This window comes from Variovorax sp. GW823-FHT04B03, from assembly GCF_058796495.1.
On record NZ_JBXAIT010000006.1, the window covers coordinates 374,588 to 396,701 of the forward strand.

The window sequence follows — 22,114 nt, forward strand, 5'->3', positions numbered from 1 at the left end:
AAGCACAACGACTGCACGACGATGACGACGCCCGAACAAAGAAAGAACAACCGACGCATGGGGCTCACGCTGGCCTCCATCGCGGTGATCTTCTTCATCGGCTTCATCGTCCGCATGGTCTGGTTCAGCGGTCGCTGACCGCGCCGCATCGCACCCCCGAACGGAAGCAACAGCATGAGCCTCGGTCAACGCATTCGCCGCGCCAATGTCCGCATGGTCGGCAAGCTGGCCGTCGTGACCTGCGGCATGTTCGCCTTCGGCTATGCGCTGGTGCCGATGTACCGCGCCATCTGCGAGATGACCGGCATCAACATCCTCGCGCTCTCCGAACTCCAGGTGCCGGGCGGCGCCAGCGGCGCCAAGAACGTGCGCGTGCCGGACAACACGCAGGTCGACATGACCCGCACGATCAAGGTCGAGTTCGACTCCAACGTGCGCGGCGGCCTGTGGGACTTCAAGCCGGCCGAGCGCTTCATCGAAGTGCACCCGGGCCAGCTGAACACGGTGATGTACGAGTTCCAGAACACGCAGAACCGCCGCATGGCCGCGCAGGCCATCCCGAGCTACGCGCCGCAGCAGGCCGCGGCGCATTTCAACAAGCTCGAGTGCTTCTGCTTCAACCAGTACACGCTCGACGCGGGCGAGAAGAAGCAGTGGCCGGTCGCCTTCGTGATCGATCCGAAGATCTCGAAGGACGTCAAGACCATCACGCTGTCGTACACCTTCTTCGAGGTGGGCGGCAAGACGCCTCCGGCCCCGGTGGCCGCCGTTTCGCATGCTGTCGCCGATGAGCCGCGCTCGTGACCTCGTCGTTGCCGCCCGAAGCCCCGCGCCGCAAGCCCACGCTGTGGGACACGATGAAGGCGGTGGGCTGGTCGTTCTTCGGGGTGCGTCGCAACAGCGCCTACAAGGAAGACCTGGGCAAGCTCAATCCGCTGCACGTCATCGTGGTGGCGTTTGCCGCAGTGATCGTCTTCGTGGTCGGGCTGGTGCTGCTGGTGCGGCATGTGGTCGCGGCCGCCTGAGCGTTGCCTGCTGAGCCAAAGACAAAAAACCACGATCTCCAGAATCATTGAATCGAGAGAAGAAAGAAAGCCAGGAGCTGATATGAGTTCAACCACCCACGGCACCACGCCCTACTACTTCGTGCCCGGACCCTCGGCCTACCCGGTCGTGTCCGCGATCGGCTTGTTCTTCGTGATCCTCGGCGCGGGGCAATGGATCAACAGCCACCAGTGGGGCGCCTGGTCGCTGCTGCTGGGCATGGTGATCTGGCTCGGCACGCTCTTCGTGTGGTTCCGCGCTGCCGTCGGCGAGAGCGAGAGCGGCCAGTACGGTCACAAGATCGATCTCTCGTACCGCTGGAGCATGAGCTGGTTCATCTTCTCGGAAGTGATGTTCTTCGGCGCCTTCTTCACGGCGCTGTGGTGGGCCCGCACCCACGCGCTGCCGACGCTCGGCAGCCTGGACAACGCGATCCTCTGGCCCGACTTCAAGGCCGTGTGGCCCAGCGTTGCGGCCGGTGTCACCGGTTCGCCGGCCGGCATCATCGAGCCCTTCCAGACCGTCGGCCCGTTCTGGCTGCCGACCATCAACACCGCGCTGCTGCTGAGCTCGGGCGTGACGCTGACCATCGCCCACCACGCGCTGCGCGCCGACCACCGCGCACAGTGCATCCGCTTCATGTGGCTCACCGTGCTGCTGGGCGTGATCTTCCTGGGCGTGCAGGGCTACGAGTACTTCCACCTGTACACCGAACTGAACCTCAAGCTCAGCTCGGGCACCTACGGTTCGACCTTCTTCATGCTGACCGGCTTCCACGGCCTGCACGTGTTCATCGGCATGCTGATGCTGCTGTTCATCACGCTGCGCTTGCAGAAGGGCCACTTCACCGCCGAGCGTCACTTCGGCTTCGAAGGCGCCGCCTGGTACTGGCACTTCGTGGACGTGGTCTGGCTGGGCCTGTACGTGCTGGTCTATTGGCTTTGAGCGAAGAACCTCACGGCATTCCAGAAAAAAGGCGCCGTAAGGCGCCTTTTTCATGGTTCTCGTGGAACGAGCACCATCTGTTACTTCCCGAGCGGGAGCCCGGTGGGCTGGATGTAGCCGAGTTTCCAGGCCAGCAGCATGCACAGGAACAAAAAGACCGACAGGCCGATCCGAAAGGTGAGGGCGCGGGCCATGCCGCCGCGCTTGTTCTGCCCGTCGCGACCGTCCTTCAGCATGAAGTAGAGCGCGAAAGCGAGGCTCGCGAAGATGCCCAGAAAGATCAGGGCGACGAAATATTTCATGACCCGCATTATCGGCCGCACGCCCCGTCCGCTCCAGTGACCCCCGAGCCTTCCGAGCCTCTCGTTTCCTCTGCCACGCCGCGCCGCCGCGCGGGCCGGGGCCGTTTCCTGATCGTCACGCTGGCCGCCGTGCTGGCGTTGGCCGCCACCGTGTCGCTGGGCCGCTGGCAGCTGTCGCGCGCCGCGCAGAAAGAGGCGCTGCAGGCCCGCATCGATGCGCAGAAGCTGAAAGCCCCGCTGTCGCAGGCCGAGTTCCTGGCGCTGGGCGAAGCCGCCGGCGAGATGCACCGGCCGGTGCGCCTGCGCGGCCTGTGGCTCACGGCGCAGACGGTCTACCTGGACAATCGCCAGATGCACGGCACGCCGGGCTTCTACGTGCTGACGCCGTTCGCGCTCGAAGGCAGCGAGCAGACCGTGATGGTCCAGCGCGGCTGGGTGCAGCGCAATTTCGTCGACCGCACGCAGCTCGGCGTGGTCGAGACGCCGCCCGGCATCGTCGAGCTCACGGCGCTGATCGAGCCGCCGCCGAGCCATCTGTTCGAACTCGGCGCGAAGACTGCGGCCGCACCGGCACCCGCGGCATCGGCCGCCGCACCGGCCCCTTCGGCTGCCGGCGCCAGCGCTCCGGCACCGGGCATTCAGGGGTCTTCCCCCATCCGGCAAAATCTCGACCTGGAGGCATTCCGCGCCGAGACCCAACTGCCGCTGCGCACCGACGTGTCGCTGCAGCAGAGCGGGCCGGCGTCCGAGGGCCTGCAGCGCGACTGGCCGGCCCCGGCGTTGGGCCTCGAGAGGCACTACGGTTACGCATTCCAGTGGTTCGGCCTGTCGGCCCTCGTTGTCATCCTCTATGTCTGGTTCCAATTCATCTCCCCCTTCCGGCGCGCGCGGCGCCGCGCACGCGATGGCCGCAGCCTCTGACGAGCCGCTGGGCCTGACCGTGCACTCGATGCCGTCGCCGGGCCAGGCGCTGGACGAGGCCGAGAGCCGACGCACGGTTCACGGGCGCTGGAAGATGATCGCCGTGCTGCTGATGTGCGCGGCACCCGTGATCGCCTCCTACTTCACCTACTACGTGATCCGGCCCGAGGGCCGCAGCGTGTACGGCGAGCTGATCGATCCGCAGCACGAGATGCCCCGCCTCACGGCAACCGACCGCAACGGCGCGCCGGTCGAGCTGACCACGCTCAAGGGCCAGTGGCTGCTGGTGGCAGTGGCCGACGCGGCTTGCGACGCGCTGTGCGAGCAGCAGCTGTACCTGCAGCGCCAGCTGCGCGAGAGCCTGGGCCGCGAGAAAGACCGCCTGGACCGCGTCTGGCTCGTGAGCGACGCGGCGCCCGTGCCCGAGCGGCTGACCAACGGCCTGCACGGCGCGACCGTGCTGCGCGTGCCGGCCGACCAGCTGGCCCGCTGGCTCGCGCCCGTGCAAGGGCACGCGCTGTCCGAGCACCTCTACGTGGTCGATCCGATGGGCAACTGGATGATGCGTTTCCCGGCCCGCATGGACGCCGCCGGTGCGAGCCGCGCCAAGCGCGACATCGACCGCCTGCTGCGCGCCTCGTCATCGTGGGACGAAGCGGGCCGCTGAGCCCGCGCGAACCACCACCGCCTCATGGACACGAGCTCCCTCTACGACCTCACGCCGATCGCCTGGATGATGGGCGCCGGCGTGCTGCTCGCGCTCGGCCCGCTGGTCTGGGTGTGGCGCCGCAACGCCGGCTCCGGCCCCGCGCGGCGGCTGCATGCGCTGACCGTGCTCACGCTGTTCCTCACCTTCGACCTCACGCTGTTCGGTGCTTTCACGCGGCTCACCGATTCGGGCCTGGGTTGCCCCGACTGGCCCGGCTGCTACGGCAACGCCAGCCCGGCCGGCGCACGCCACGAGATCGCGATGGCGCAGGCGGCCCAGCCGACCGGCCCCGTGACGCACAGCAAGGCCTGGATCGAGATGGTCCACCGCTACCTCGCGACCGGCGTCGGGGTGCTGATCCTCACGCTGGCCGGCGCGACCTGGATCGTGCGCCGCCGCCAGCGGCGCCAGCCCGCGCCGCCGGTCGACAGCGCGCACCACCACGTCGTGCTCAGCGCCTGGTGGCCCGCGGCCACGCTGGTCTGGGTCTGCCTGCAGGGCGCTTTCGGCGCCATGACCGTCACCTGGAAGCTGTTCCCCGCCATCGTCACGATGCACCTGATGGGCGCCATCGTGCTGCTCGCGCTGCTGTGCATCCAGGCCGTGCGCTACCGCCAGGTGGCGGCGCAGCGCCTGCCCACGGCCGTGTCGCCGGCCCTGCGCAACGGGCTGATCGCCACGGCGGTGCTGCTGGTGCTGCAGATCGCGCTCGGCGGCTGGGTCAGCACCAACTATGCGGTGCTGGCCTGCACGCAGTTCCCGACCTGCCAGGACAGCTGGTGGCCGCCGATGAACTTCGCGCAGGGCTTCGAGATCTGGCGCCACCTCGGCGTGACCGGCGACGGCCAGCCGCTCGACTTTTCCGCCCTCACCGCCATCCACTACGCGCACCGCCTCATGGCGTATGCCGTGTTCGTCGCGCTCGGCCTGCTGGCCTGGCGCCTGCGCCGCCTCGAAGCGCTGCGTTCGCAGGCGCACTGGCTGGCTGGCCTGGCGCTGCTGCAGCTGGCCACCGGCCTGGGCAACGTGCTGCTCGGCTGGCCGCTGGCTGCCGCCGTGCTCCACACCGGCGGCGCCGCGGCGCTGGCGGTGGTCCTGACCTGGGCGCTGTGCGAGAGCCGCCGCGAAAGCGCCGCCGCTGCACCGATTCCGCGCGCCGTCGACAATGCGCGCGGCACCCCCAACCCGAAGAAAGCCACCGCGTGAGCACCCCGATTCCTGTTCAGCACGCCAGCACCGCCAACGTGCTGCGCCAGTTCTACGCGCTCACCAAGCCGCGCGTGGTGCAGCTGATCGTGTTCTGCGCGCTCATCGGCATGGTGCTGGCCGTGCCCGGCCTGCCATCGTGGGCCGACGTGCAGCGCGGCGTGCTGGCCTGCATCGGCATCTGGCTCGTGGCCGGTGCGGCCGCCGCATTCAACTGCCTGGTCGAGAAGGGCATCGACGCCAAGATGAAGCGCACCGCCTGGCGCCCCACGGCCCGTGGGCAGCTCAGCGACATGCAGGCGCTGGTGTTCTCGGCGCTGCTGTGCGCGGCCGGCTCGGCGCTGCTGTGGTTCACGGTCAACCCGCTGACCATGTGGCTCACCTTCGCGACCTTCGTCGGCTACGCGGTGATCTACACCGTCATCCTGAAGCCGCTGACGCCGCAGAACATCGTGATCGGCGGCGCCTCGGGTGCCATGCCGCCGGTGCTGGGCTGGTCGGCCATGACGGGCGACGTCGGTCCCGAGGCGCTGATCCTGTTCCTCATCATCTTCCTGTGGACCCCGCCGCACTTCTGGGCACTGGCGCTGTACCGCGTCGAGGACTACCGCAAGGCCGGCCTGCCGATGCTGCCCGTGACGCACGGCAACGAGTTCACGCGGCTGCAGGTGCTGCTGTACACCTTCATCCTGTTCGCCGCCTGCCTGATGCCCTTCATCTACGGCATGAGCGGCTGGCTCTACCTCGTGGTGGCCATCGGCGTGAGCATCGGCTTCACCGGCTATGCCTTCGCGCTGTGGCGCAACTACTCCGACGCGTTGGCGCGCAAGACCTTCCGGTTTTCGCTCATCCACCTGAGCGTGCTGTTCGCGGCGCTGCTCGTCGACCATTACCTCCGCTGACCGGACCTGACCTGCCCATGAACAAGCGCAATGCCCTGAAATCGATCGCCGCCACGGCCGGCTGGGTGGCCGCCTCGGCCACGCTGGGCCTGGGCCTTTCGGCCTGCAGCGAGCAGCCGAAGCAGAGCTTCCAGGCGGTCGACATCACGGGCGCCGACTACGCCAAAGACTTCTCGCTCACCGACGCCGACGGCAAGGTGCGCACGCTGGCCGACTTCAAGGGCAAGGCGGTCGTGCTGTTCTTCGGCTATGTGCAGTGCCCCGACGTCTGCCCGACCACCATGACCGAGATGGCGCAGGTCAAGCAGCAGCTCGGCGCCGACGGCAGCAAGCTGCAGGTGCTGTTCGTCACCGTCGATCCGGCGCGCGACACGCCCGAGGTGCTCAAGGCCTACATGGGCGCGTTCGACCCGAGCTTCGTGGCGCTCATCCCCACGCCCGAGCAGCTGGCCGCCGTCGCGAAGGACTTCAAGGTCTATTACAAGAAGGTCGATGGCAAGACGCCGACCAGCTACGCCATGGACCACTCGGCCGCCAGCTACATCTACGACCCGCAGGGCCGCCTGCGGCTCTACGCGCGCTACGGCGCGGGCGTGCCCGCGATGGTGTCGGACCTGAAGACGCTGCTTGCGTCCTGAGCCGGGCGCCCGGGGCATGGACGCCGCATCGGTCGCGCACCTGAAGTCGCGCAAGGGCGCGTTCCGCATCGCGCTCATTCCGCCGGAAGTGCTGGGCGCGCTGAACGGCGGGCTGCTCGAGACCGTCAACCTCAACGAATTCCTCGCGCTCGAACTGCCGCTGCTCGCGCGCAGCGTGGCGGGCCATGTCGGCCTCGACGCGACGCACGAACGGCTGGACGACACGTTCGCCATGCTGGCCGCCTTCAAGCCCATGCAGCGCCACAGCCACATCGCGCGGGCGCTGTACGACATGACGGCCGAACACGCCGAGCGCGACGCCGTGGCACACCGGCTGGCCACGCACGCGAGCGACGTGGCGCGCTGCTGGGCGGTGCAGTGGATCACGCTGTCGGGCCTGCCGCTGGCGGCCCAGCTCAACGCCGTGCGCCGCTTCGCCGCCGACCCGCATTTCGGCGTGCGCGAGTTCGCCTGGATGGCGGTGCGCGACAGCGTCATCGATTCGCTCGACGAAGCGCTGGCGCTGCTGCAGCCCTGGGTGACCGATGCCGATCCGAACGTGCGCCGCTTCGCCAGCGAGCTCACGCGCCCGCGCGGCGTGTGGTGCGCGCAGATCGAGGCGCTGAAGGCCGAGCCCTGGCTGGCGCTGCCGCTGCTGGAGCCGCTGCGCGCCGACGCGCATCGCTACGTGCAGAACTCGGTCGCCAACTGGCTCAACGACGCCAGCAAGACGCAGCCCGAGTGGGTCGAGACGCTGTGCACGCGCTGGGTGGCCGAGTCGCCGGTCGCCGAGACCCGCTACATCGCGAAGCGGGCGCTGCGCACGCTGACCAAGTCGACGCCCTGAAGCGCCCCCGAACGAAAAAAGCCCGGCGCTGCCGGGCTTTTTCGTGGAGGAGGGCGGTCGTGACGCTTACGCGTACTCGGCCAGCGCCTTCTTCATCTTCTTCATCGCCGCCACTTCGATCTGGCGGATGCGCTCGGCGCTCACGCCGTACACCGCGGCCAGGTCGTGCAGCGTCATGCCGCCCGAGCCGTCGTCGTTCACCTTGAGCCAGCGCTCTTCGACGATGCGGCGGCTGCGGTCGTCCAGCGCCTCCAGGGCGGTGGCGATGCCGTCGCTCGACAGGCGGTCGCGCTGCTGCGATTCGAGCAGGGCGGTCGGTTCCTGCGTGGCGTCGGCCAGGTAGGCGATGGGGCCGAAGCCTTCGTCGCCGTCATCGGACGGACCCGGATCGAGCAGCACGTCGCCGCCCGACAGGCGGGTTTCCATCTCGAGCACTTCCTCGGGCTTCACGTTCAGGCGCGTGGCCATCTGCGAGACCTCGTCGGGGCTCAGCGTCTCACGGTGCGTGCCGTTGTCGGCCGCGGCCGAGTCGGCCTTGAAACCCTGCTTCATCGAGCGCAGATTGAAGAACAGCTTGCGCTGGGCCTTGGTCGTCGCGACCTTGACCATGCGCCAGTTCTTCAGGATGTACTCGTGGATCTCGGCCTTGATCCAGTGCATGGCGTAGCTCACCAGCCGCACGCCCTGGTCGGGGTCGAAACGCTTCACGGCCTTCATGAGACCGACGTTGCCTTCCTGGATCAGGTCGCCGTGCGGCAGCCCGTAGCCCAGGTACTGGCGGGAAATGGACACGACCAGGCGCAGGTGCGACAGGATCAGCGCACCGGCGGCTTCGAGGTCGTTCTGGTCGCGCAACTTGCGTGCGAAGCCCTGCTCTTCTTCGAGCGTGAGCAGCGGCAGGCGGTTGGCGGCCGAAATGTAGGCATCCAGGTTGCCCAGCGGGGGGACCATCGACCAGGGGTTGGCGACGGCCAGCTGGTTGGCAGAGACTCCAGACAGCGTTGTCATCAGGGGAAACTCCTTTGTGTTGGCCATATTAGCACTCGGTTAGAGGGAGTGCTAAGCCAAGGGTTCCCTTGGGTTTCTATCGTTGCGATAGCTTTTGTCGCGATTTGTTGGATATTTGTATGCCGTTTGGCGTTTTTCAAGTCCGTGCCGCTTGCCCGAGCAGCCAGTCCTGGAACGCCAGGATGCGCGGGTCCCCAGCGCTGCCTTCCGGGTAGACCAGGTGGTAGGCGTAGCCCGCCGCCATGGGCACGCCGATGTCGAACAGCCGCACCAGCCGGCCCTGGGCGAGGTCGGCGCCGATCATGTCCAGGTCGGCCAGTCCGACCATGCCGCTCTCGGTGACGGCGCGCACCACGTCGCTCGAGTCGGCGAAGCCGATGCAGCGGCTGTCGTCGAAGCCCTCGATGCCCGCCGCGGCCATCCACATCGGCCAGTTCGGCCAGACCATGCCGTCGGTCTTCCAGTCGACGTAGCACAGCGTGTGCTGGAGCAGGTCGCGCGGCGTTGCCAGCGGGGGCCCGCTGGCCAGCAGCCTGGGGCTGCAGACCGGCACGATGACGGTGTCGAACAGCCGCTGCGCGCGTGTGCCCGGGTCTTGTCCGTTGCCGAAGCGGATCGCCACGTCGATGTCGTCGGCGTCGAAATCCCGCAGCGCGTCGGAAATATCGAAACCCAGTTCCAGCCCTGGGTTCGCGGCCCGGAACTGCGGCAGCCGGGGCAGCAGCCAGTTGGTCGCGAAACGGGCGCTGGTCGACACGCGCAGCGTCGCCGCCCCGCGCGCCATGCGCCGGGCGCGGCCGGCGGCGCGGCGCAGGGTGTCGAGCGCGTCGGCGGTGGCCTCGAACCACACGGCGCCGGCTGGCGTGAGGCGGATGCTGCGGCTGGTGCGCGTGAACAGCACCACGCCGAGCTGCTCTTCGATCTCCTTGATCTGGTGGCTCACGGCCGCCGGCGTCAGCCCGACTTCTTCGGCGGCCCGCGTGAAGTTCAGGTGCCGCCCGGCGGCCTCGAAGGTGCGCAGGGCGCGGGTGCCGGGGAGCAGTTTGGGGTGCATCGATCTTCAAATGGTTTTTGATTATTTTCCAAAAACTATTCGTTTCTCTTGGAAAAGTCAACGCGGGATAGTTCAGGAACTTGATGATCGATCCCTTCCAGGAGCAACGAAACCATGTCCGCCAGCGTCCCTTCTCCCTCTTCCTTCGTCGTGCAGCGCAACGGCCAGCCGGTGCCCGGCGCGGACCTGGCGTCGCTCGCCTTCGCCGGCCACGCGCATTTCACGGCCATGCAGGTGCGCGGCGGCCGGGTGCGGGGCCTCGACCTCCATCTGGCGCGGCTGCGCTTCGCCTCGCAGACCCTGTTCGGCCAGGCGCTGCCCGACGACACGGTGCGCGCCCACCTGCGGGCGGCGCTCGCGGCCAGTCCGACGGACCTGTCGCTGACGGCCACCGTCTACTCCCCGGCCGGCGAGTTCACCGCGGCCGACGCGGTGCCCGAGGTGCTGATCCGCACCGGCCCGCCTTCCAACGGCCCCGCCGGCCCGCTGACCCTGGCCGCGATCGAGCACGAGCGCTTCCTGCCGGCCGTGAAGCACGTCGGCGAAGGTGCCAAGACCCAGCTGCTGCGCCAGGCCGTTGTGCAGGGTTTCGACGACGCGGCCTTTCTCGACCGGCACGGGCGGCTCGGCGAGGCGTCAATCTGGAACCTGGCGTTCTGGGACGGCGAGGCGGTGGTGTGGCCCGAGGCCGAGATCCTGGTCGGCACCACGATGGGCATCGTGCGCCGGCAGCTCGAACGCCTCGGTGTCCCGCAGCGCAGCCAGGTGCTGCGGATGGCCGACCTGCCCGCGCTGGCCGGCGCCGTGGTCATGAACTCGTGGACGCCGGGCGTGGCGGTGCACCGCATCGGCGACGTGGTGTTGCCGCCAGCGCCGGCTTTCGTGGAACTGCTGCACCGGGCCCATGAGGCCGAGCCGCTCGTGTCGCCTTGAAGGAACCCCCGCGCGCGGACGCTGCGCACCGGCGTGGCCGGGCCTGCGGGGCTACCAGCGAATGCCGAGCTTGACGAACAGCTTCGACAGCACGAACAGCGGGCCGACCCAGAGGTACTGGATGTCCTCGAAGAACGAAGGCTTCTTGCCTTCGATCTTGTGGCCGACGAACTGGAAGATCCACGCCACCACGAAGATCGCCGCCGACACCGGCGCCACCGCGGTGCCCATCGCATGCACCGCCACCAGCGCCAGCACCGTGAGCGCCAGCATCGTGACGAGGAAGGCCGGCGAGCGCAGCAGGGCGTAGTACACGAGGCTGGCCGCCACGAAGGCGTAGGCCACCCACGGATGGATCGCGAACAGCAACCCGACGATGCTCAGCATGATCGCGGGAATGGCCACGAAGTGGATCAGCTCGTTGGTCGGATGGCGGTGGCTCTCCTCGTAGTGGGCGAGCAGGCGGTCGACCTTGCGCTCGCTGGTGGCGAGCGGGGCGGCGGCAGTGTGGGTCATGGCAGGTCTCCGGGGCGCCGTGCGTTGCGGCAAGAGTCTCATGGTGCCCACGGCGCCAGGCGATGGCAAGTGGCGTCGTCCCGGGGGCGGACGAGGGCCGGGCGCCATGACTTAGGGCACTGTCGCGCGGGGCTTGCGCCGCTAAGATCAAATCCGTGGCCTCTTTCGACTCCCCCTCCGCACCCCTGCCGCCCACCACCGACATCGGTGTGCCCGCCGGCGTGTCCGGCGCGATCCTGGTGGTCGACGACCATGACCTGCTGCGCCTGGGCGTGAGCGCGCTGGTGCAGGCCCAGGCCGCCACCTCGGGCGCGCGCATCTCGGTGTTCGAGGCCGGCAACATCGCCGACGCGCTCGCGCTCTACGCGGCGAACGAGGCGGCCATCGGCCTCGTGCTGCTCGACCTCGCGCTGCCCGACACGCACGGGCTCAGCGGCCTGGCCGAGTTCCGGCTGCGCTTTCCGGCGGCGCGCGTCGTGGTGCTCTCGGGCACCGCCAACAGCACGCTGGCGCAGGGCGCGCTCGCACTCGGGGCCAGCGCCTTCCTGCCCAAGTCCGCCGACCTGAAGGAGATGGTGGGCTTCATCCGCGCCTGCGGCCTGTTCGAGGCCGACGGCACGCCGCAGCAGCCGCTGCCGCCCGCGTCGCTGCCCAAGTCGCTGTCGGGGTACGCGGAGTTCGCGCACGCCAGTGCCTGGCAGGAGCTCACGCCGCGCCAGATGCAGGTGCTGCAGTGGGTGCTCGAAGGCAAGGCGAACAAGGAGATCGCGCAACTGGCCAACCTGAGCGAGGGCACGGTGAAGAACCATGTCTCGACCATCCTGCTGCTGTTCGGCATGCGCTCGCGCGCCCAGCTGATCAGCATGCTGCGTTGAGCGGCGCCACGCTGGCGGGCCGCGGCGACGCCGCCGCCGGCCAGCTGCTGGGCCAGCGCGTGCTGCGCGAGCACGTCGGCTCGGTCTACGACACCTACGGCATCTCCACGCTGACCCACCTGGGCTTCGTGATCGTGTTCGGCTGCATCATCTACTCGCAGCTCAGCGATGCGCGCCTGCTGTTCTGGATGGCGGCGCTGGTGGCGGTCGACATCTACGTGTTCTTCACGCCGCGCTGGACGCCCGACAAGCCGGCCTCCGAGAGCCCGTACTGGGCGCGCAAGATCTCGCGCATGGTCACGCTGGTGAGCATGATCACGGCGGTGGTGCCCTGGTTCATCGTGCCGCACGAGAACCTGCCCATGACCTCGCTGCTGATGGCCGTGATCGTCGGCAGCTGCGCGCGCGCCGCGCAGTCGCTGTGGCCGCTCAAGCCCGCGCTGTTCGGCTACACGCTGCCCATGTCGCTGGGCATGATCATCGCGCTGGCCTGGCAGGGCGACGGCCTGCACCTGTTCCTGGCCGCGGCCGGCTCGGCCTACCTGATGCTTACCCTGCACGCCGGCGTGCGCCAGCACCGGCTGCTGACCGACTCGCTCATGCTGCGTTTCGAGAACGAAGCGCTGGCCGCACGCCTGGGCGAGCAGATCGCCGCCACCGAGCGTGCCAGCGAAGAAAAGACCCGCTTCCTCGGCGCCGCCAGCCACGACCTGCGCCAGCCGCTGCACGCCATCGCGCTGTTCGGCGCTGCGCTCGAGAACGAACTGCGCGGCCGTCCCGAGAGCCGCAACGCCGAGCGCCTGATGCGCGCCGTGAACGCGCTGGGGGCCTCGCTCGACACCATGCTCGACGTGTCCCGGCTCGACGCCGGCGTCATCACGCCGTCGCCGCAGCCGGTGGAGCTCGATGCGCTGTTCCTGCCGCTCAACCACACCTTCTCGGCGCAGGCGGAGCAGAAGGAGCTGCAGCTGCGCGTGCGCGCCAGCGGCCTGTGGGTGCGCAGCGATCCGCAGCTGCTGCACCGCATGCTGTCCAACCTGATGGACAACGCCCTCAAGTACACCGTGCAAGGCGGTGTGACCGTGACGGCGCGCGACCGCGGCGACACCGTCTGGATCGAGGTGCGCGACACCGGCATCGGCATCGCGCCCGAGCAGTCGCACCGCATCTTCGAAGAGTTCTACCAGATCGATAACCCCGGCCGGGACCGCGCGCGCGGGCTGGGCATCGGCCTGTCGATCGTGCGTCGCCTGTCGCGCCTGCTGGGCCATCCGGTGCAGATGCATTCGCGCCCGGGCCGCGGCACGCACTTCCGCGTCGTGCTGCCGACCGTGCCGCCGCAGGTCAGCGCGCTCGTGGGCCCGTTTCCGGCCGGCAGTGTCGAACTGGCTGCACGTCGGCGCGCGGCCACGCTGCCCGGTCGCGTGCTGTTGATGGACGACGAACTTGAAATTCGCGAAGCCATGACCGGCCTGCTGCGCTCGCACGCGATCGATGCGCACGCCGTCGCCGACGAGGCCGCCGCAGCCGAGGCGCTGCACCAGGCCCGCGCCGAAGGCCGGCCCTTCGGCCTGCTGATGTGCGACTACCGCCTGGCCGACGGCGTCGACGGCCTCGACGTGGGCCTGCGCCTGAGTCGGCACCTGGGCACCGAGCTGCCGCTGCTGCTGATCACCGGCGAGACCTCGCCCGACCGCCTGCAGCGCGTGCGCGAGTCGGGCGTGCCCGTGCTGTTCAAGCCCGTGGCGCCCGATGCGCTGCTGCAGGCCATGGCGGGGCTCGCGACGGCACCGTAGCGTCTCGCACACAGCTTGCGATCGAAAGTGAATACGTTGTAGTTCATTGCGTGCCGATCGATCCGGATGGGCGCACATGCAATGACTTTTGGCACTGCCGGGAACATCGGCCCCGTCGTAATTTCGGGTTTCCACGGCGTCGACGGACAGCGGTCCGCGTCGCCACCGAACAAGAATCGACAAGGGAGTGACCATGAATTTCAAACCTGCTGCAGTGGCCGCCGCGACGGCCGCGCTGCTGGCCCTGACGGCGTGCGGAGGTGGAGGCGGCGGTGGTGGCGGTGGCGGTGGCTTCGTGTTGCCGCCGCCCGCACCGGCGCCAGCCCCGGCGCCTGCGCCCACACCAGCACCGGCCCCGGCACCAGCACCGAATCCGGGTGCCACCACTTTCCTGTACGAGGGCCTGCCGGCTGCGACCACCGCGTCGGCCTTCTTCGACAGCCTCGCTGCGCAGGGTGCGCGCGGGTTCCGTTTCCTGAGCGGTTTCTCTTTCACGACCGGCCCCACCACCTTCGAGCACATCGATGGGTTCGTGAAGACGATCGACGCCACCTACAGCTACGAGAAGAAGGCCCCGGCCACGTCCAACGCGGACTTGCAGAACCAGCTGAACGAAGCCGGCGCGCGGGGCTTCCAGTGGGTGGGCGCCCAGTCGATCGGTGGCGAGATGTTCAATGTCTATCGCAAGAGCAGCGCCGACAGTGCCACCTACAGCTACCGTGTCGAGCTGCAGCCCGCCAGCAAGGCGGCTTACCTGGCGCAGGCGAACAGCCAGGGCGCGAGCGGCTTCTACAACCGCACCATCGCGTTCCTGACCGGCGACTCGGCGGGCACGGCGGCCGTCTACGAAAAGAGCTCGGTGGGCAACTCGACCTTCGGCTACGAACTGGGCGATCCCATCGGCGACCACGCCGGCTACCTCGCGCAGTTCAACGAGCGCGGCGCTCGCGGCTTCCGCTTCCGCACGGAGTTCGGCTTCTCGGACGGTGGCGGCGTGGTCTACACCAAGGACCTGTCGCAGTCGGCGACCTTCAACTTCTATTCGCTCGCACCGAGCACCAACACCACGGCCCTCATCCAGCAGGCGAACGCCGAAGGGGCCAAGAAGGCGGCGCTGCTCGGTCACCTGGCGCTGGGCACCAGCGAGCAGAAGGCCTACTACTTCACGTCGACCAACTGCAACGCCAGCCCGGTGTGCGGCCCGACGTCACTGTTCGGTTTCTGATTCCCGAAGAGGCACACACGCAGGGGGAAATACAAAGGGAGAAAAAAGAAAGACAGGGAGCTGACGGTCCCCGGCGCGAGTCGGGGACCGTTTTTTTTGACCGAAGCGAACGGCGACGAAAGCGCCGGTCAGCCAAGGAGCGCCTGCGCGAACTCGCGGGCGTTGAAGGTCTCGAGGTCTTCGAGCTTTTCGCCCACGCCGATGAAGTACACCGGAATCGGCCGCTCGCGCGCGATGGCGCACAGCACGCCGCCCTTGGCGGTGCCGTCGAGCTTGGTGACGATGAGGCCCGTGAGGCCTAGCGTCTCGTCGAAGGCCCTGACCTGTGCCAGCGCGTTCTGGCCGGTGTTGCCGTCGATCACCAGCAGCACTTCGTGCGGCGCGGTGGCGTCGGCCTTGGTGACGACGCGCTTGATCTTCTTGAGCTCGTCCATCAGGTGCAGCTGCGTCGGCAGGCGGCCCGCCGTGTCGACCAGCACCACGTCCTTGCCGCGCGCCTTGCCGGCGTTCACCGCGTCGAAGCTCACGGCCGAAGGGTCGCCGCCTTCGTTGCTGACGATCTCGACGGTGTTGCGGTCGGCCCAGACCAGCAGTTGCTCGCGCGCCGCCGCCCGGAAGGTGTCGGCCGCGGCCAGCAGCACCGAGGCGCCTTCGGTGGCCAGGTGCTTGGTGAGCTTGCCGATGGAGGTGGTCTTGCCCGCGCCGTTGACGCCGGCCACCATGATCACGGTGGGCGTGTATTCGCCGATGACCAGCGGCTTCTCCAGCGGCTTGAGCAGGTCGGTGACGGCGTCGGCCAGCAGGCGCTTGACCTGCGAGGCGTCGGTGGCCATCTGGCGCTTGACGCGCACCTTCAGGTCGTCGAGCAGGAACTCGGTGGCCTTGACGCCGGTGTCGGCCATGAGCAGCGCCGATTCGAGCTCTTCATACAGCGCGTCGTCGATCTGCGCGTTGACGAACACGGCCTGGATGCCGGTGCCGGTCTTGCGCAGGCCGGTCTTGAGCTTGTCGAACCAGCTCTTGCGCTCGGTGGCGATGGGGGCCGGCTCGACGACGGCGACAGGCGCGGGAGGCGGTGCGGGCACGGGCGCCGGAGGGGGCGGCGGTGGCGCGATGACGGGAGCGGGTGCGGGAATGGGGGCGGGCGCTGGCGCAGGGATCGGCGCTGGTGCAGCGACCGGAACTGGCGCGGGCGCCGGCGCCACCACGGGCGCGGCCGGTGTCGGCTCGGGGGGCGGCGCAGGGGTGGGTGCGGGTGCGGGAACAGGCGCTTCCGCCGCAGGCTTCGACCCGAACCAGCTCGACGGCGAGAACACCGAGCGTGCCGGTGCGGGTTCCGCGGCCGGGGAGGGCGCGGGTTCGGCGGTCGGCGGCGGGGCCGGTGTCACCGGGGCATCGGCAGGTGGTTTTTTCTTGAAGAAACTGAACATCGGGAGCTTTTTACAATCCGACCCATTCTATGAAACACCTCTCGCCACGCCGCGCTGCGTCTGGTGCGGTGCTGGCCCTGGCGCTTTCGGCGCTGTGGACCGTGCCCGCGCAGGCCCAGTCCACCCCCGCTCCCGCCGCGTCGACCCCTGCCGCCGCGGCCCCGGGCCCCCAGCAATTCACCCTCGCCAACGGCATGACCGTGATCGTGCAGACCGACCGGCGCTCGCCGACGGCGGTGCAGATGGTCTGGGTGCGGGTCGGCTCCATGGACGAGGTCGATGGCACCACGGGCGTGGCGCACGTGCTGGAGCACATGCTGTTCAAGGGCACGAAGAGCGTGCCGGCTGGCGAGTTCTCGCGCCGCGTGGCGGCGCTGGGCGGCCAGGAAAACGCCTTCACCATGCGCGACGCCACGGGCTACTACCAGCAGATCCCGGTCGGCAGCCTCGAGCAGGTGATGAAGCTCGAATCGGACCGCTTCGCCAACAACCAGTGGCCCGACGACGAGTTCAAGCGCGAGATCGAGGTGGTCAAGGAAGAGCGCCGCCTGCGCACCGACGACCAGCCGCGCGCCCTGCTCGGCGAGCAGCAGAGCGCGGCCGTCTTCACCGCGTCGCCGTACCGCCGCCCGGTGGTGGGCTGGATGAGCGACCTCGAATCGATGACGCCCGCCGACGCGCGCGCCTTCTTCCAGCGCTGGTACGTGCCGGCCAACGCCGTGCTCGTGGTGGCCGGTGACGTCGACGTGGCGCGCGTGCGCGCGCTGGCCGAGAAGTACTACGGCAGCATCCCCGCGCGCGCCGTGCCGGAGCGCAAGCCGCGCACCGAGCCCACGCAGCGCGGCATCCGCCGCCTCGAATTCAAGGCCCCGGCCGAGCAGGCATACGTGTCGCTCGCCTTCCGCGTGCCGCAGCTCACGAACATCGACGACGCCAACAGCGACGCCTGGGCGCTGGTGGTGCTCTCGGCCGTGCTCGACGGCTACGCCGGCGCGCGGCTCGACCGCGCACTCACGCAGGGCCCCGGCCGCGTGGCCGATTCGGCCGGCGCGTACGCGGGCTTCATCGGCCGCGGTCCGCAGTTGTTCATGCTCGACGGCGTGCCGGCCGCCGGCAAGACCGCCGAGACCGTCGAGGCCGCGCTGCGCGCCCAGGTGGCGCGCGTGGCGAAAGAGGGCGTCGGCGAGGCCGAGCTGGCCCGCGTCAAGACGCAGTGGGTGGCGAGCGAGACCTACAAGCGCGACTCGGTGATGGCGCAGGCGCGCGAACTCGGCAGCAACTGGATCCAGGGCCTGCCGCTGGACGCCAGCGAGCGCATCGTCGCCCGGCTGCAGGCCGTGACGGCGGCGCAGGTGCAGGCCGTGGCCGCCAAGTACTTCGGCGATGACCAGCTCACGGTCGCCACGCTGCGGCCCCTGCCGCCCGAACCCAAGCGCGGCCGCGGCTTCGCAGCCCCTGTGGGCGAGATGCGCTGAAAGGCACCGGATTCCCCTCATGAAGAACCTCAAGAAATTTGCAAGCACCGCCCTCCTGGCGGGCATCACCGCGCTGTTCGGCATGGGCAGCGCGCAGGCCGCGCTGCCCATCCAGCACTGGACGCTGGCCAACGGCGCCAAGGTGTACCTGGTGTCGACCAACGCATTGCCGATCGTCGACGTGCAGATCGACTTCGACGCCGGCAGCCGGCGCGACCCGGCCGCGCAGGCCGGGCTGGCCAGCACCAGCGCCGCGATGGTCGAGAAGGGCGTGCGCGCCGGGCGCAACGGCGAGCCCGCGCTCGACCAGAATGCGCTGGGCGAGGCCTGGGCCGACCTGGGCGCCAGCTTCGACGTGAGCGCCGGCACCGACCGCACCAGCTACACGCTGCGCACGCTGTCCGACCCGGCGCTGCTGACCAAGGCCGTGGCGCTGGCCGCGCGCGAGATCGGCGAGCCCTCGTTCCCCGACGACATCTGGCCGCGCGAGCGCGAGCGCATCAACGCCGCCATCAAGGAAGCCAACACCAAGCCCGCCACCGTCGTCGGCCGCGCCTTCGCGCAGGCCGTGTACGGCACGCACCCCTACGGCCAGGAAGTGACCGAAGCCACGCTGGCGCGCATCGACACCGCCGCCATGCGCCAGCGCTACGAGCAGCTGATCCTGCCGTGCCGCGCCAAGCTCAGCATCGTGGGCGCGGTCACGCGCGCCGAGGCCGAGGCGCTGGCGACCACGCTGCTGTCGCGCCTGCCCAGTCCCGGCGCCTGCGCACCGCTGCCGGGCATCGCGCCGGTGGCGGCGCTCACGGCACCGAAGGACGAGCGCATCGCGTTCGACTCGGCCCAGGCCCACGTCTTCATCGGCCAGCCCGGCTACCCGCGCCAGGACCCCGATCACTTCGCGCTCACGCTCGGCAACTACGTGCTCGGCGGCGGCGGCTTTGTCTCGCGGCTGACCGAAGAGGTGCGCGAGAAGCGCGGCCTGGCCTACAGCGTGTACAGCGGCTTTGCGCCGGGGCTCGAGGCGGGCGCCTTCCGCATCGGCTTCCAGACCCGGCCCGACCAGGCCGAGGCGGCGACGAAGGTCTCGCGCGACGTGCTCGCGAAGTTCGTGGCCGAAGGCCCGACCGAGAAGGAACTGAAGGCCGCCAAGGACAACCTGATCGGCGGCTTCCCGCTGCTCCTGGACAGCAACCGCAAGCTGATCGGCAACGTCGCCAACATCGCCTGGTACGACCTGCCGCTGGACTACCTCGACACTTGGACCGCGCGCATGAACGCGGTCACGGCCGCCGACATCCAGGCCGCGTTCGCCCGCAAGCTGCAGCCGCAGCGCATGGTGACGGTGGTCGTGGGCGGCAAGCAGGCCGCCGCGGCGCAGTAAGAAGAAAAGAAAAGCTCAGGCCAGCGCGTGCGGCCCGCTGCGCGCGGCCTCGCGCACCGCGGCACCGAGTTGCGCCAGCAGACGCGGCGCCGCGCGGGCGTGCTGCCAGTACAGCGGCACCGGCAGCGTCGCGCCGGGCACCAGTTCGACCAGCGTGCCGTCGCGCAGCGCATCGGCCACCATGCTGGTCGGGTGCATGCCCCAGCCGATGCCGCGGCAGGCCGCCTCGACGAAGGCGGCGGGCGAGGGCACCCAGTGGCGCGGCGTCTCCACGTTGCGGTGGCAGATGCGGCGCACCCAGCGCGCCTGCAGCCGGTCCTTGCGGTCGAACACCAGGTTCGGCGCGGCGGCCAGCGTGCGTGCGCCCACGCCCTTGGCGAAATACCGTTCCACGAAACCGGGGCTCGCGGCCGCCACGTAGTGCACCGTGCCCAGCGCCTCGCTGTTGCAGCCCGTGACCGGCTGGGCCAGCGCGGTCACGGCCGCCAGCACGGCGCCGCTGCGCAGCCGTTCGGCCGTGTGGTCCTGGTCGTCGGCCGTGAGGTCGAGCAGGGCGTCGGGCGCCTGCGCGGCGAAGGCCGCGGCACCCGCCATGAACCAGGTCGCGAGGCTGTCGGCGTTGACCGCCACCCGCACCGTGACCCGCTCGTGCGCCTCGCCGCTGCCCATGCCCAGCGCGGGCAGGGCCTCGCGCAGTTCGTGCTCCAGCATGCCCACGCGCTCGACGTGCCGGCACAGCTGCAGGCCAGCCTCGGTCGCCACGCAGGGCTGGCCGCGCACCAGCAGCGCGCCGCCGGTGCGTTCCTCGAGCAGCTTCACGCGCTGCGACACCGCCGAGGGCGTGACATGCAGCGCGCGGGCGGCGCGCTCGAAACTGCCTTCGCGCACCACGGCGGCAAGGGCGTGCAGGGCGGCGTAGTCGAGCATGGTTGTGAATGAAGTAAAACTGAATCGGCGTTAGAAAGTTTAGTTTGATTGAATCGGCTGCGGACGGCAAGCTCGGACCATGACCGCCGTTCACGCCTCCACCGCTTTCCTCAACGGGCTCTTCATGAGCCTGGTGCTCATCGTCGCCATCGGCGCCCAGAACGCCTACGTGCTGCGCCAGGGCTTGCGCCGCGAGCACGTGAGCGCGGTGGTGCTGTTCTGCGCCGTCTGCGACGCGGTGCTGGTCGCCGCCGGCGTGGCCGGCATGGCGCAGGCGCTGAAGGGGCGGCCGATGCTGGCAACGCTGCTCGCGGGCTTCGGCGCGGCCTTTCTCTGCGGCTACGGCCTGCGCGCGCTGTGGCGCTCGCGCCAGCCGGGCGCGTTGCAGACGGTGTCGCAGGGCGCCTCGCGCTCGCGCGCCGCGGTGGTCGCGCAGGCCGCCGGCTTCACGCTGCTGAACCCGCACGTCTACCTGGACACCGTGCTGCTCGTGGGCACGGCCGGGGCGCAGTACCCGGGCCTGCTCAAGGCCTGGTTCGTGGTCGGGTCGACGCTGGCCAGCGTGCTGTGGTTCACCGCGCTGGGCTTCGGCGCGCGGCTGCTGGCGCCGGTGTTTGCACGCCCGCGCGCCTGGCAGATGCTCGATGCGCTCATCGGCGGCACGATGCTCGTGCTGGCCGCGCTGCTGGCCCGCCGCGCGTTCATGGGCTACTGAGTGAAGGGGGGCCAGCTGCGGCGTTAAGCTCGCCGCATGCCCCAGAAGCCCCCGAAGAAGAACGTCGCCGCGCCCGTCTCGCGTGCCCCCGCCGCCAAGCGCCCGTCGCGGCCCAGCGAGGTCCGCATCATCGGCGGCGAGTGGAAGCGCACCCGCCTGGCCGTGGCCGACAAGCCCGGCCTGCGCCCCACGCCCGACCGCGTGCGCGAAACGCTGTTTAACTGGCTCGCGAGCCTGGCCGGCGTGGGCGGCGGTGCCTTGCCGGGCTGGCACTGCATCGATGCCTTCGCGGGCACCGGCGCGCTCGGCCTCGAAGCCGCCTCGCGCGGCGCGGCCCACGTGCTGCTGTGCGAGCAGGACGCCGCGCTGGTCGCCCAGCTGCAGGCCGCCAAGGCCAAGCTCTCGGCCGAGGCCGTGCGCGTGGAGCGCGGCAACGGCGTCACCGCGCTCGAACGCGCGGCAGCGGGCAGCCTGCAGGCGGTGTTTCTCGACCCGCCCTTCGACAACCTCGCGCTGTACGAGCCGGCCCTGCGCGCCGCCGCGCGCGCGCTGCATGCCGACGGCGCGATCTACCTGGAGGCGCCGCGCCGCTGGGCCGCCGAGGAGCTCGCCGCGCTGGGCCTGGCCGAATTCCGCTACCTGAAGGCCGGCGCCGTGCATGCCCATCTGCTGCGCCGCGCCGTGTCCGTGCCTGCATAATCCGCCGGACAAGCCGCACCGGCAGCATGAGGAAGAAGCAACCATGGCCAGCAACGTGATCGCGGTTTATCCCGGCACTTTCGACCCCATCACCCTCGGTCACGAGGACGTGGTGCGGCGTGCAACCCAACTCTTCTCCAAGGTGATCGTCGCCGTCGCGGCGGGCCACCACAAGAAGGCGCTGTTCACGCTCTCCGAGCGCATGGACATGGCCCGCGAGGCGGTGAAGCCCTACAGCGACCAGGTGACGGTCGAGAGCTTCTCGGGCCTGCTGCGCGACTTCGTCGTCGCGCGCGGCGGCAAGGCCATGGTGCGCGGCCTGCGCGCCGTGACCGACTTCGACTACGAGTTCCAGCTCGCCGGCATGAACCGCTCGCTGATGCCCGACGTCGAGACCGTGTTCCTGACCCCGAGCGACAAGTACCAGTTCATCTCCAGCACCTTCGTGCGCGAGATCGCCATGCTCGGTGGCGAGGTCAACAAGTTCGTCTCGCCGAACGTCGAGCAGCAGCTGACCGCCAAGGTCCGCAGCCTCGGTAGGGAATGAGCCCGCTCCCAGGCTT

25 protein-coding genes are annotated in these 22,114 nt (G+C 69.6%); 19 read left to right on the top strand and 6 right to left on the bottom strand.

Going from position 1 to position 22,114, the window contains the following annotated elements:
- The first annotated feature begins 21 nt into the window (after positions 1-21).
- The 4 genes from AC1RAD_RS25690 (at position 22) to AC1RAD_RS25705 (ending at position 1,989) form a co-directional block, all read left to right on the top strand.
- Positions 22-138, top strand: coding sequence for a cytochrome oxidase small assembly protein (locus AC1RAD_RS25690; protein ID WP_217493469.1), 117 nt, complete (start codon positions 22-24; stop codon positions 136-138).
- 36 nt (positions 139-174) lie between these two features.
- Complete coding sequence (locus AC1RAD_RS25695; protein ID WP_056577955.1) at positions 175-804, top strand: cytochrome c oxidase assembly protein; 630 nt, start codon at positions 175-177, stop codon at positions 802-804.
- Between the two features lie 53 nt (positions 805-857).
- Positions 858-1,025, top strand: a complete 168-nt coding sequence (locus AC1RAD_RS25700) for a DUF2970 domain-containing protein (protein WP_082818316.1) — start codon at positions 858-860, stop codon at positions 1,023-1,025.
- Positions 1,026-1,107: 82 nt separating this feature from the next.
- Entirely contained in the window at positions 1,108-1,989 is an 882-nt protein-coding gene (locus tag AC1RAD_RS25705) for a cytochrome c oxidase subunit 3 (protein WP_062481365.1), read from the top strand.
- An 80-nt stretch (positions 1,990-2,069) separates the two neighbouring features.
- Here the strand turns inward: AC1RAD_RS25705 and AC1RAD_RS25710 are convergent, their stop codons facing one another.
- On the bottom strand, positions 2,070-2,300 hold the full coding sequence (locus AC1RAD_RS25710; RefSeq protein ID WP_062481367.1) for a twin transmembrane helix small protein: 231 nt from the start codon (positions 2,298-2,300) through the stop codon (positions 2,070-2,072).
- 27 nt (positions 2,301-2,327) lie between these two features.
- Here AC1RAD_RS25710 and AC1RAD_RS25715 point away from each other — a divergent pair, with 27 nt between their 5' ends.
- Genes AC1RAD_RS25715 through AC1RAD_RS25740 form a run of 6 tightly spaced genes read left to right on the top strand, consistent with a single transcriptional unit; the run spans position 2,328 to position 7,514 of the window.
- Positions 2,328-3,212 carry an SURF1 family protein gene (locus AC1RAD_RS25715; protein WP_492737942.1) on the top strand — a complete coding sequence of 295 codons (885 nt, stop codon included), beginning with the start codon at positions 2,328-2,330 and terminating at the stop codon, positions 3,210-3,212.
- Positions 3,196-3,879 carry a redox-active disulfide-containing membrane protein gene (locus AC1RAD_RS25720; protein WP_492737944.1) on the top strand — a complete coding sequence of 228 codons (684 nt, stop codon included), beginning with the start codon at positions 3,196-3,198 and terminating at the stop codon, positions 3,877-3,879. The genes AC1RAD_RS25715 and AC1RAD_RS25720 overlap by 17 nt, the downstream gene beginning before the upstream one ends.
- Positions 3,880-3,903: 24 nt before the next feature.
- On the top strand, positions 3,904-5,127 hold the full coding sequence (locus AC1RAD_RS25725; protein WP_492680300.1) for a COX15/CtaA family protein: 1,224 nt from the start codon (positions 3,904-3,906) through the stop codon (positions 5,125-5,127).
- The gene (gene cyoE / locus AC1RAD_RS25730; protein ID WP_492737946.1) at positions 5,124-6,029 is read left to right on the top strand and encodes a heme o synthase; all 906 of its coding nucleotides are present in this window, start codon (positions 5,124-5,126) and stop codon (positions 6,027-6,029) included. The genes AC1RAD_RS25725 and cyoE overlap by 4 nt, the downstream gene beginning before the upstream one ends.
- A 17-nt stretch (positions 6,030-6,046) precedes the next feature.
- A complete protein-coding gene (locus AC1RAD_RS25735; protein WP_095950891.1) occupies positions 6,047-6,667 on the top strand; it encodes an SCO family protein in 621 nt (206 codons plus the stop codon).
- Positions 6,668-6,683: 16 nt separating this feature from the next.
- On the top strand, positions 6,684-7,514 hold the full coding sequence (locus AC1RAD_RS25740) for a DNA alkylation repair protein (protein ID WP_492737948.1): 831 nt from the start codon (positions 6,684-6,686) through the stop codon (positions 7,512-7,514).
- A 66-nt stretch (positions 7,515-7,580) separates the two neighbouring features.
- Here the strand turns inward: AC1RAD_RS25740 and rpoH are convergent, their stop codons facing one another.
- Together rpoH and AC1RAD_RS25750 are read right to left on the bottom strand one after the other, a co-directional pair.
- A complete protein-coding gene (gene rpoH, locus AC1RAD_RS25745; RefSeq protein WP_056577975.1) occupies positions 7,581-8,522 on the bottom strand; it encodes an RNA polymerase sigma factor RpoH in 942 nt (313 codons plus the stop codon).
- 136 nt (positions 8,523-8,658) lie between these two features.
- A complete protein-coding gene (locus AC1RAD_RS25750; RefSeq protein WP_492737950.1) occupies positions 8,659-9,576 on the bottom strand; it encodes a LysR substrate-binding domain-containing protein in 918 nt (305 codons plus the stop codon).
- Positions 9,577-9,690: 114 nt separating this feature from the next.
- On the opposite strand from AC1RAD_RS25750, the gene AC1RAD_RS25755 reads away from it, so the two are divergent.
- Positions 9,691-10,509 carry an aminotransferase class IV family protein gene (locus AC1RAD_RS25755; RefSeq protein ID WP_492737952.1) on the top strand — a complete coding sequence of 273 codons (819 nt, stop codon included), beginning with the start codon at positions 9,691-9,693 and terminating at the stop codon, positions 10,507-10,509.
- A gap of 51 nt (positions 10,510-10,560) precedes the next feature.
- Here the strand turns inward: AC1RAD_RS25755 and AC1RAD_RS25760 are convergent, their stop codons facing one another.
- The gene (locus AC1RAD_RS25760) at positions 10,561-11,025 is read right to left on the bottom strand and encodes an Mpo1 family 2-hydroxy fatty acid dioxygenase (RefSeq protein WP_144004491.1); all 465 of its coding nucleotides are present in this window, start codon (positions 11,023-11,025) and stop codon (positions 10,561-10,563) included.
- A 155-nt stretch (positions 11,026-11,180) separates the two neighbouring features.
- On the opposite strand from AC1RAD_RS25760, the gene AC1RAD_RS25765 reads away from it, so the two are divergent.
- The 3 genes from AC1RAD_RS25765 to AC1RAD_RS25775 all read left to right on the top strand — a co-directional run bounded on the left by AC1RAD_RS25765 (position 11,181) and on the right by AC1RAD_RS25775 (position 14,921).
- The gene (locus AC1RAD_RS25765; RefSeq protein WP_095746686.1) at positions 11,181-11,900 is read left to right on the top strand and encodes a response regulator transcription factor; all 720 of its coding nucleotides are present in this window, start codon (positions 11,181-11,183) and stop codon (positions 11,898-11,900) included.
- Positions 11,897-13,696, top strand: coding sequence for an ATP-binding response regulator (locus AC1RAD_RS25770; RefSeq protein ID WP_307695010.1), 1,800 nt, complete (start codon positions 11,897-11,899; stop codon positions 13,694-13,696). The genes AC1RAD_RS25765 and AC1RAD_RS25770 overlap by 4 nt, the downstream gene beginning before the upstream one ends.
- 193 nt (positions 13,697-13,889) lie before the next feature.
- Positions 13,890-14,921 (top strand): hypothetical protein, encoded by a 1,032-nt coding sequence (locus tag AC1RAD_RS25775; protein WP_492684812.1) that lies wholly within the window; start codon positions 13,890-13,892, stop codon positions 14,919-14,921.
- A 128-nt stretch (positions 14,922-15,049) separates the two neighbouring features.
- On the opposite strand, the gene ftsY is transcribed toward AC1RAD_RS25775, so the two are convergent.
- Positions 15,050-16,351: a signal recognition particle-docking protein FtsY gene (ftsY, locus tag AC1RAD_RS25780; protein ID WP_492737954.1), complete on the bottom strand. Its 1,302-nt coding sequence runs from the start codon at positions 16,349-16,351 to the stop codon at positions 15,050-15,052.
- A 29-nt stretch (positions 16,352-16,380) separates the two neighbouring features.
- Between ftsY and AC1RAD_RS25785 the strand changes: the two genes are divergently transcribed.
- On the top strand, positions 16,381-17,826 hold the full coding sequence (locus tag AC1RAD_RS25785) for a M16 family metallopeptidase (protein ID WP_159272995.1): 1,446 nt from the start codon (positions 16,381-16,383) through the stop codon (positions 17,824-17,826).
- 19 nt (positions 17,827-17,845) lie between these two features.
- Positions 17,846-19,210 carry a M16 family metallopeptidase gene (locus tag AC1RAD_RS25790; protein ID WP_492684809.1) on the top strand — a complete coding sequence of 455 codons (1,365 nt, stop codon included), beginning with the start codon at positions 17,846-17,848 and terminating at the stop codon, positions 19,208-19,210.
- Positions 19,211-19,225: 15 nt separating this feature from the next.
- Here the strand turns inward: AC1RAD_RS25790 and AC1RAD_RS25795 are convergent, their stop codons facing one another.
- Positions 19,226-20,137, bottom strand: a complete 912-nt coding sequence (locus AC1RAD_RS25795) for a LysR family transcriptional regulator ArgP (protein WP_070061978.1) — start codon at positions 20,135-20,137, stop codon at positions 19,226-19,228.
- Positions 20,138-20,216: 79 nt separating this feature from the next.
- On the opposite strand from AC1RAD_RS25795, the gene AC1RAD_RS25800 reads away from it, so the two are divergent.
- From AC1RAD_RS25800 to coaD, 3 genes are read left to right on the top strand one after another with little or no spacing between them, the layout of a single operon-like run.
- Positions 20,217-20,852, top strand: coding sequence for a LysE/ArgO family amino acid transporter (locus AC1RAD_RS25800; RefSeq protein ID WP_095746682.1), 636 nt, complete (start codon positions 20,217-20,219; stop codon positions 20,850-20,852).
- Positions 20,853-20,888: 36 nt separating this feature from the next.
- Positions 20,889-21,551 carry an RsmD family RNA methyltransferase gene (locus tag AC1RAD_RS25805; RefSeq protein ID WP_095746681.1) on the top strand — a complete coding sequence of 221 codons (663 nt, stop codon included), beginning with the start codon at positions 20,889-20,891 and terminating at the stop codon, positions 21,549-21,551.
- A gap of 43 nt (positions 21,552-21,594) precedes the next feature.
- Positions 21,595-22,098, top strand: a complete 504-nt coding sequence (gene coaD / locus AC1RAD_RS25810) for a pantetheine-phosphate adenylyltransferase (protein WP_062481439.1) — start codon at positions 21,595-21,597, stop codon at positions 22,096-22,098.
- Positions 22,099-22,114: the final 16 nt, after the last annotated feature.

What these genes read in the sequence shown, in the direction of transcription:
- AC1RAD_RS25735 (WP_095950891.1), top strand. Translation starts at nt 6,047, where the DNA reads ATGAACAAGCGCAATGCCCTGAAATCGATCGCCGCCACGGCCGGCTGG.
- AC1RAD_RS25720 (WP_492737944.1), top strand. Translation starts at nt 3,196, where the DNA reads ATGGCCGCAGCCTCTGACGAGCCGCTGGGCCTGACCGTGCACTCGATG.
- rpoH (WP_056577975.1), bottom strand. Translation starts at nt 8,522, where the DNA reads ATGACAACGCTGTCTGGAGTCTCTGCCAACCAGCTGGCCGTCGCCAAC.
- AC1RAD_RS25750 (WP_492737950.1), bottom strand. Translation starts at nt 9,576, where the DNA reads ATGCACCCCAAACTGCTCCCCGGCACCCGCGCCCTGCGCACCTTCGAG.
- AC1RAD_RS25755 (WP_492737952.1), top strand. Translation starts at nt 9,691, where the DNA reads ATGTCCGCCAGCGTCCCTTCTCCCTCTTCCTTCGTCGTGCAGCGCAAC.
- AC1RAD_RS25800 (WP_095746682.1), top strand. Translation starts at nt 20,217, where the DNA reads ATGACCGCCGTTCACGCCTCCACCGCTTTCCTCAACGGGCTCTTCATG.
- AC1RAD_RS25690 (WP_217493469.1), top strand. Translation starts at nt 22, where the DNA reads ATGACGACGCCCGAACAAAGAAAGAACAACCGACGCATGGGGCTCACG.
- AC1RAD_RS25740 (WP_492737948.1), top strand. Translation starts at nt 6,684, where the DNA reads ATGGACGCCGCATCGGTCGCGCACCTGAAGTCGCGCAAGGGCGCGTTC.
- AC1RAD_RS25710 (WP_062481367.1), bottom strand. Translation starts at nt 2,300, where the DNA reads ATGCGGGTCATGAAATATTTCGTCGCCCTGATCTTTCTGGGCATCTTC.
- AC1RAD_RS25790 (WP_492684809.1), top strand. Translation starts at nt 17,846, where the DNA reads ATGAAGAACCTCAAGAAATTTGCAAGCACCGCCCTCCTGGCGGGCATC.
- AC1RAD_RS25705 (WP_062481365.1), top strand. Translation starts at nt 1,108, where the DNA reads ATGAGTTCAACCACCCACGGCACCACGCCCTACTACTTCGTGCCCGGA.
- AC1RAD_RS25785 (WP_159272995.1), top strand. Translation starts at nt 16,381, where the DNA reads ATGAAACACCTCTCGCCACGCCGCGCTGCGTCTGGTGCGGTGCTGGCC.
- AC1RAD_RS25760 (WP_144004491.1), bottom strand. Translation starts at nt 11,025, where the DNA reads ATGACCCACACTGCCGCCGCCCCGCTCGCCACCAGCGAGCGCAAGGTC.
- AC1RAD_RS25700 (WP_082818316.1), top strand. Translation starts at nt 858, where the DNA reads ATGAAGGCGGTGGGCTGGTCGTTCTTCGGGGTGCGTCGCAACAGCGCC.
- AC1RAD_RS25725 (WP_492680300.1), top strand. Translation starts at nt 3,904, where the DNA reads ATGGACACGAGCTCCCTCTACGACCTCACGCCGATCGCCTGGATGATG.
- coaD (WP_062481439.1), top strand. Translation starts at nt 21,595, where the DNA reads ATGGCCAGCAACGTGATCGCGGTTTATCCCGGCACTTTCGACCCCATC.
- AC1RAD_RS25805 (WP_095746681.1), top strand. Translation starts at nt 20,889, where the DNA reads ATGCCCCAGAAGCCCCCGAAGAAGAACGTCGCCGCGCCCGTCTCGCGT.
- AC1RAD_RS25775 (WP_492684812.1), top strand. Translation starts at nt 13,890, where the DNA reads ATGAATTTCAAACCTGCTGCAGTGGCCGCCGCGACGGCCGCGCTGCTG.
- AC1RAD_RS25795 (WP_070061978.1), bottom strand. Translation starts at nt 20,137, where the DNA reads ATGCTCGACTACGCCGCCCTGCACGCCCTTGCCGCCGTGGTGCGCGAA.
- ftsY (WP_492737954.1), bottom strand. Translation starts at nt 16,351, where the DNA reads ATGTTCAGTTTCTTCAAGAAAAAACCACCTGCCGATGCCCCGGTGACA.
- AC1RAD_RS25695 (WP_056577955.1), top strand. Translation starts at nt 175, where the DNA reads ATGAGCCTCGGTCAACGCATTCGCCGCGCCAATGTCCGCATGGTCGGC.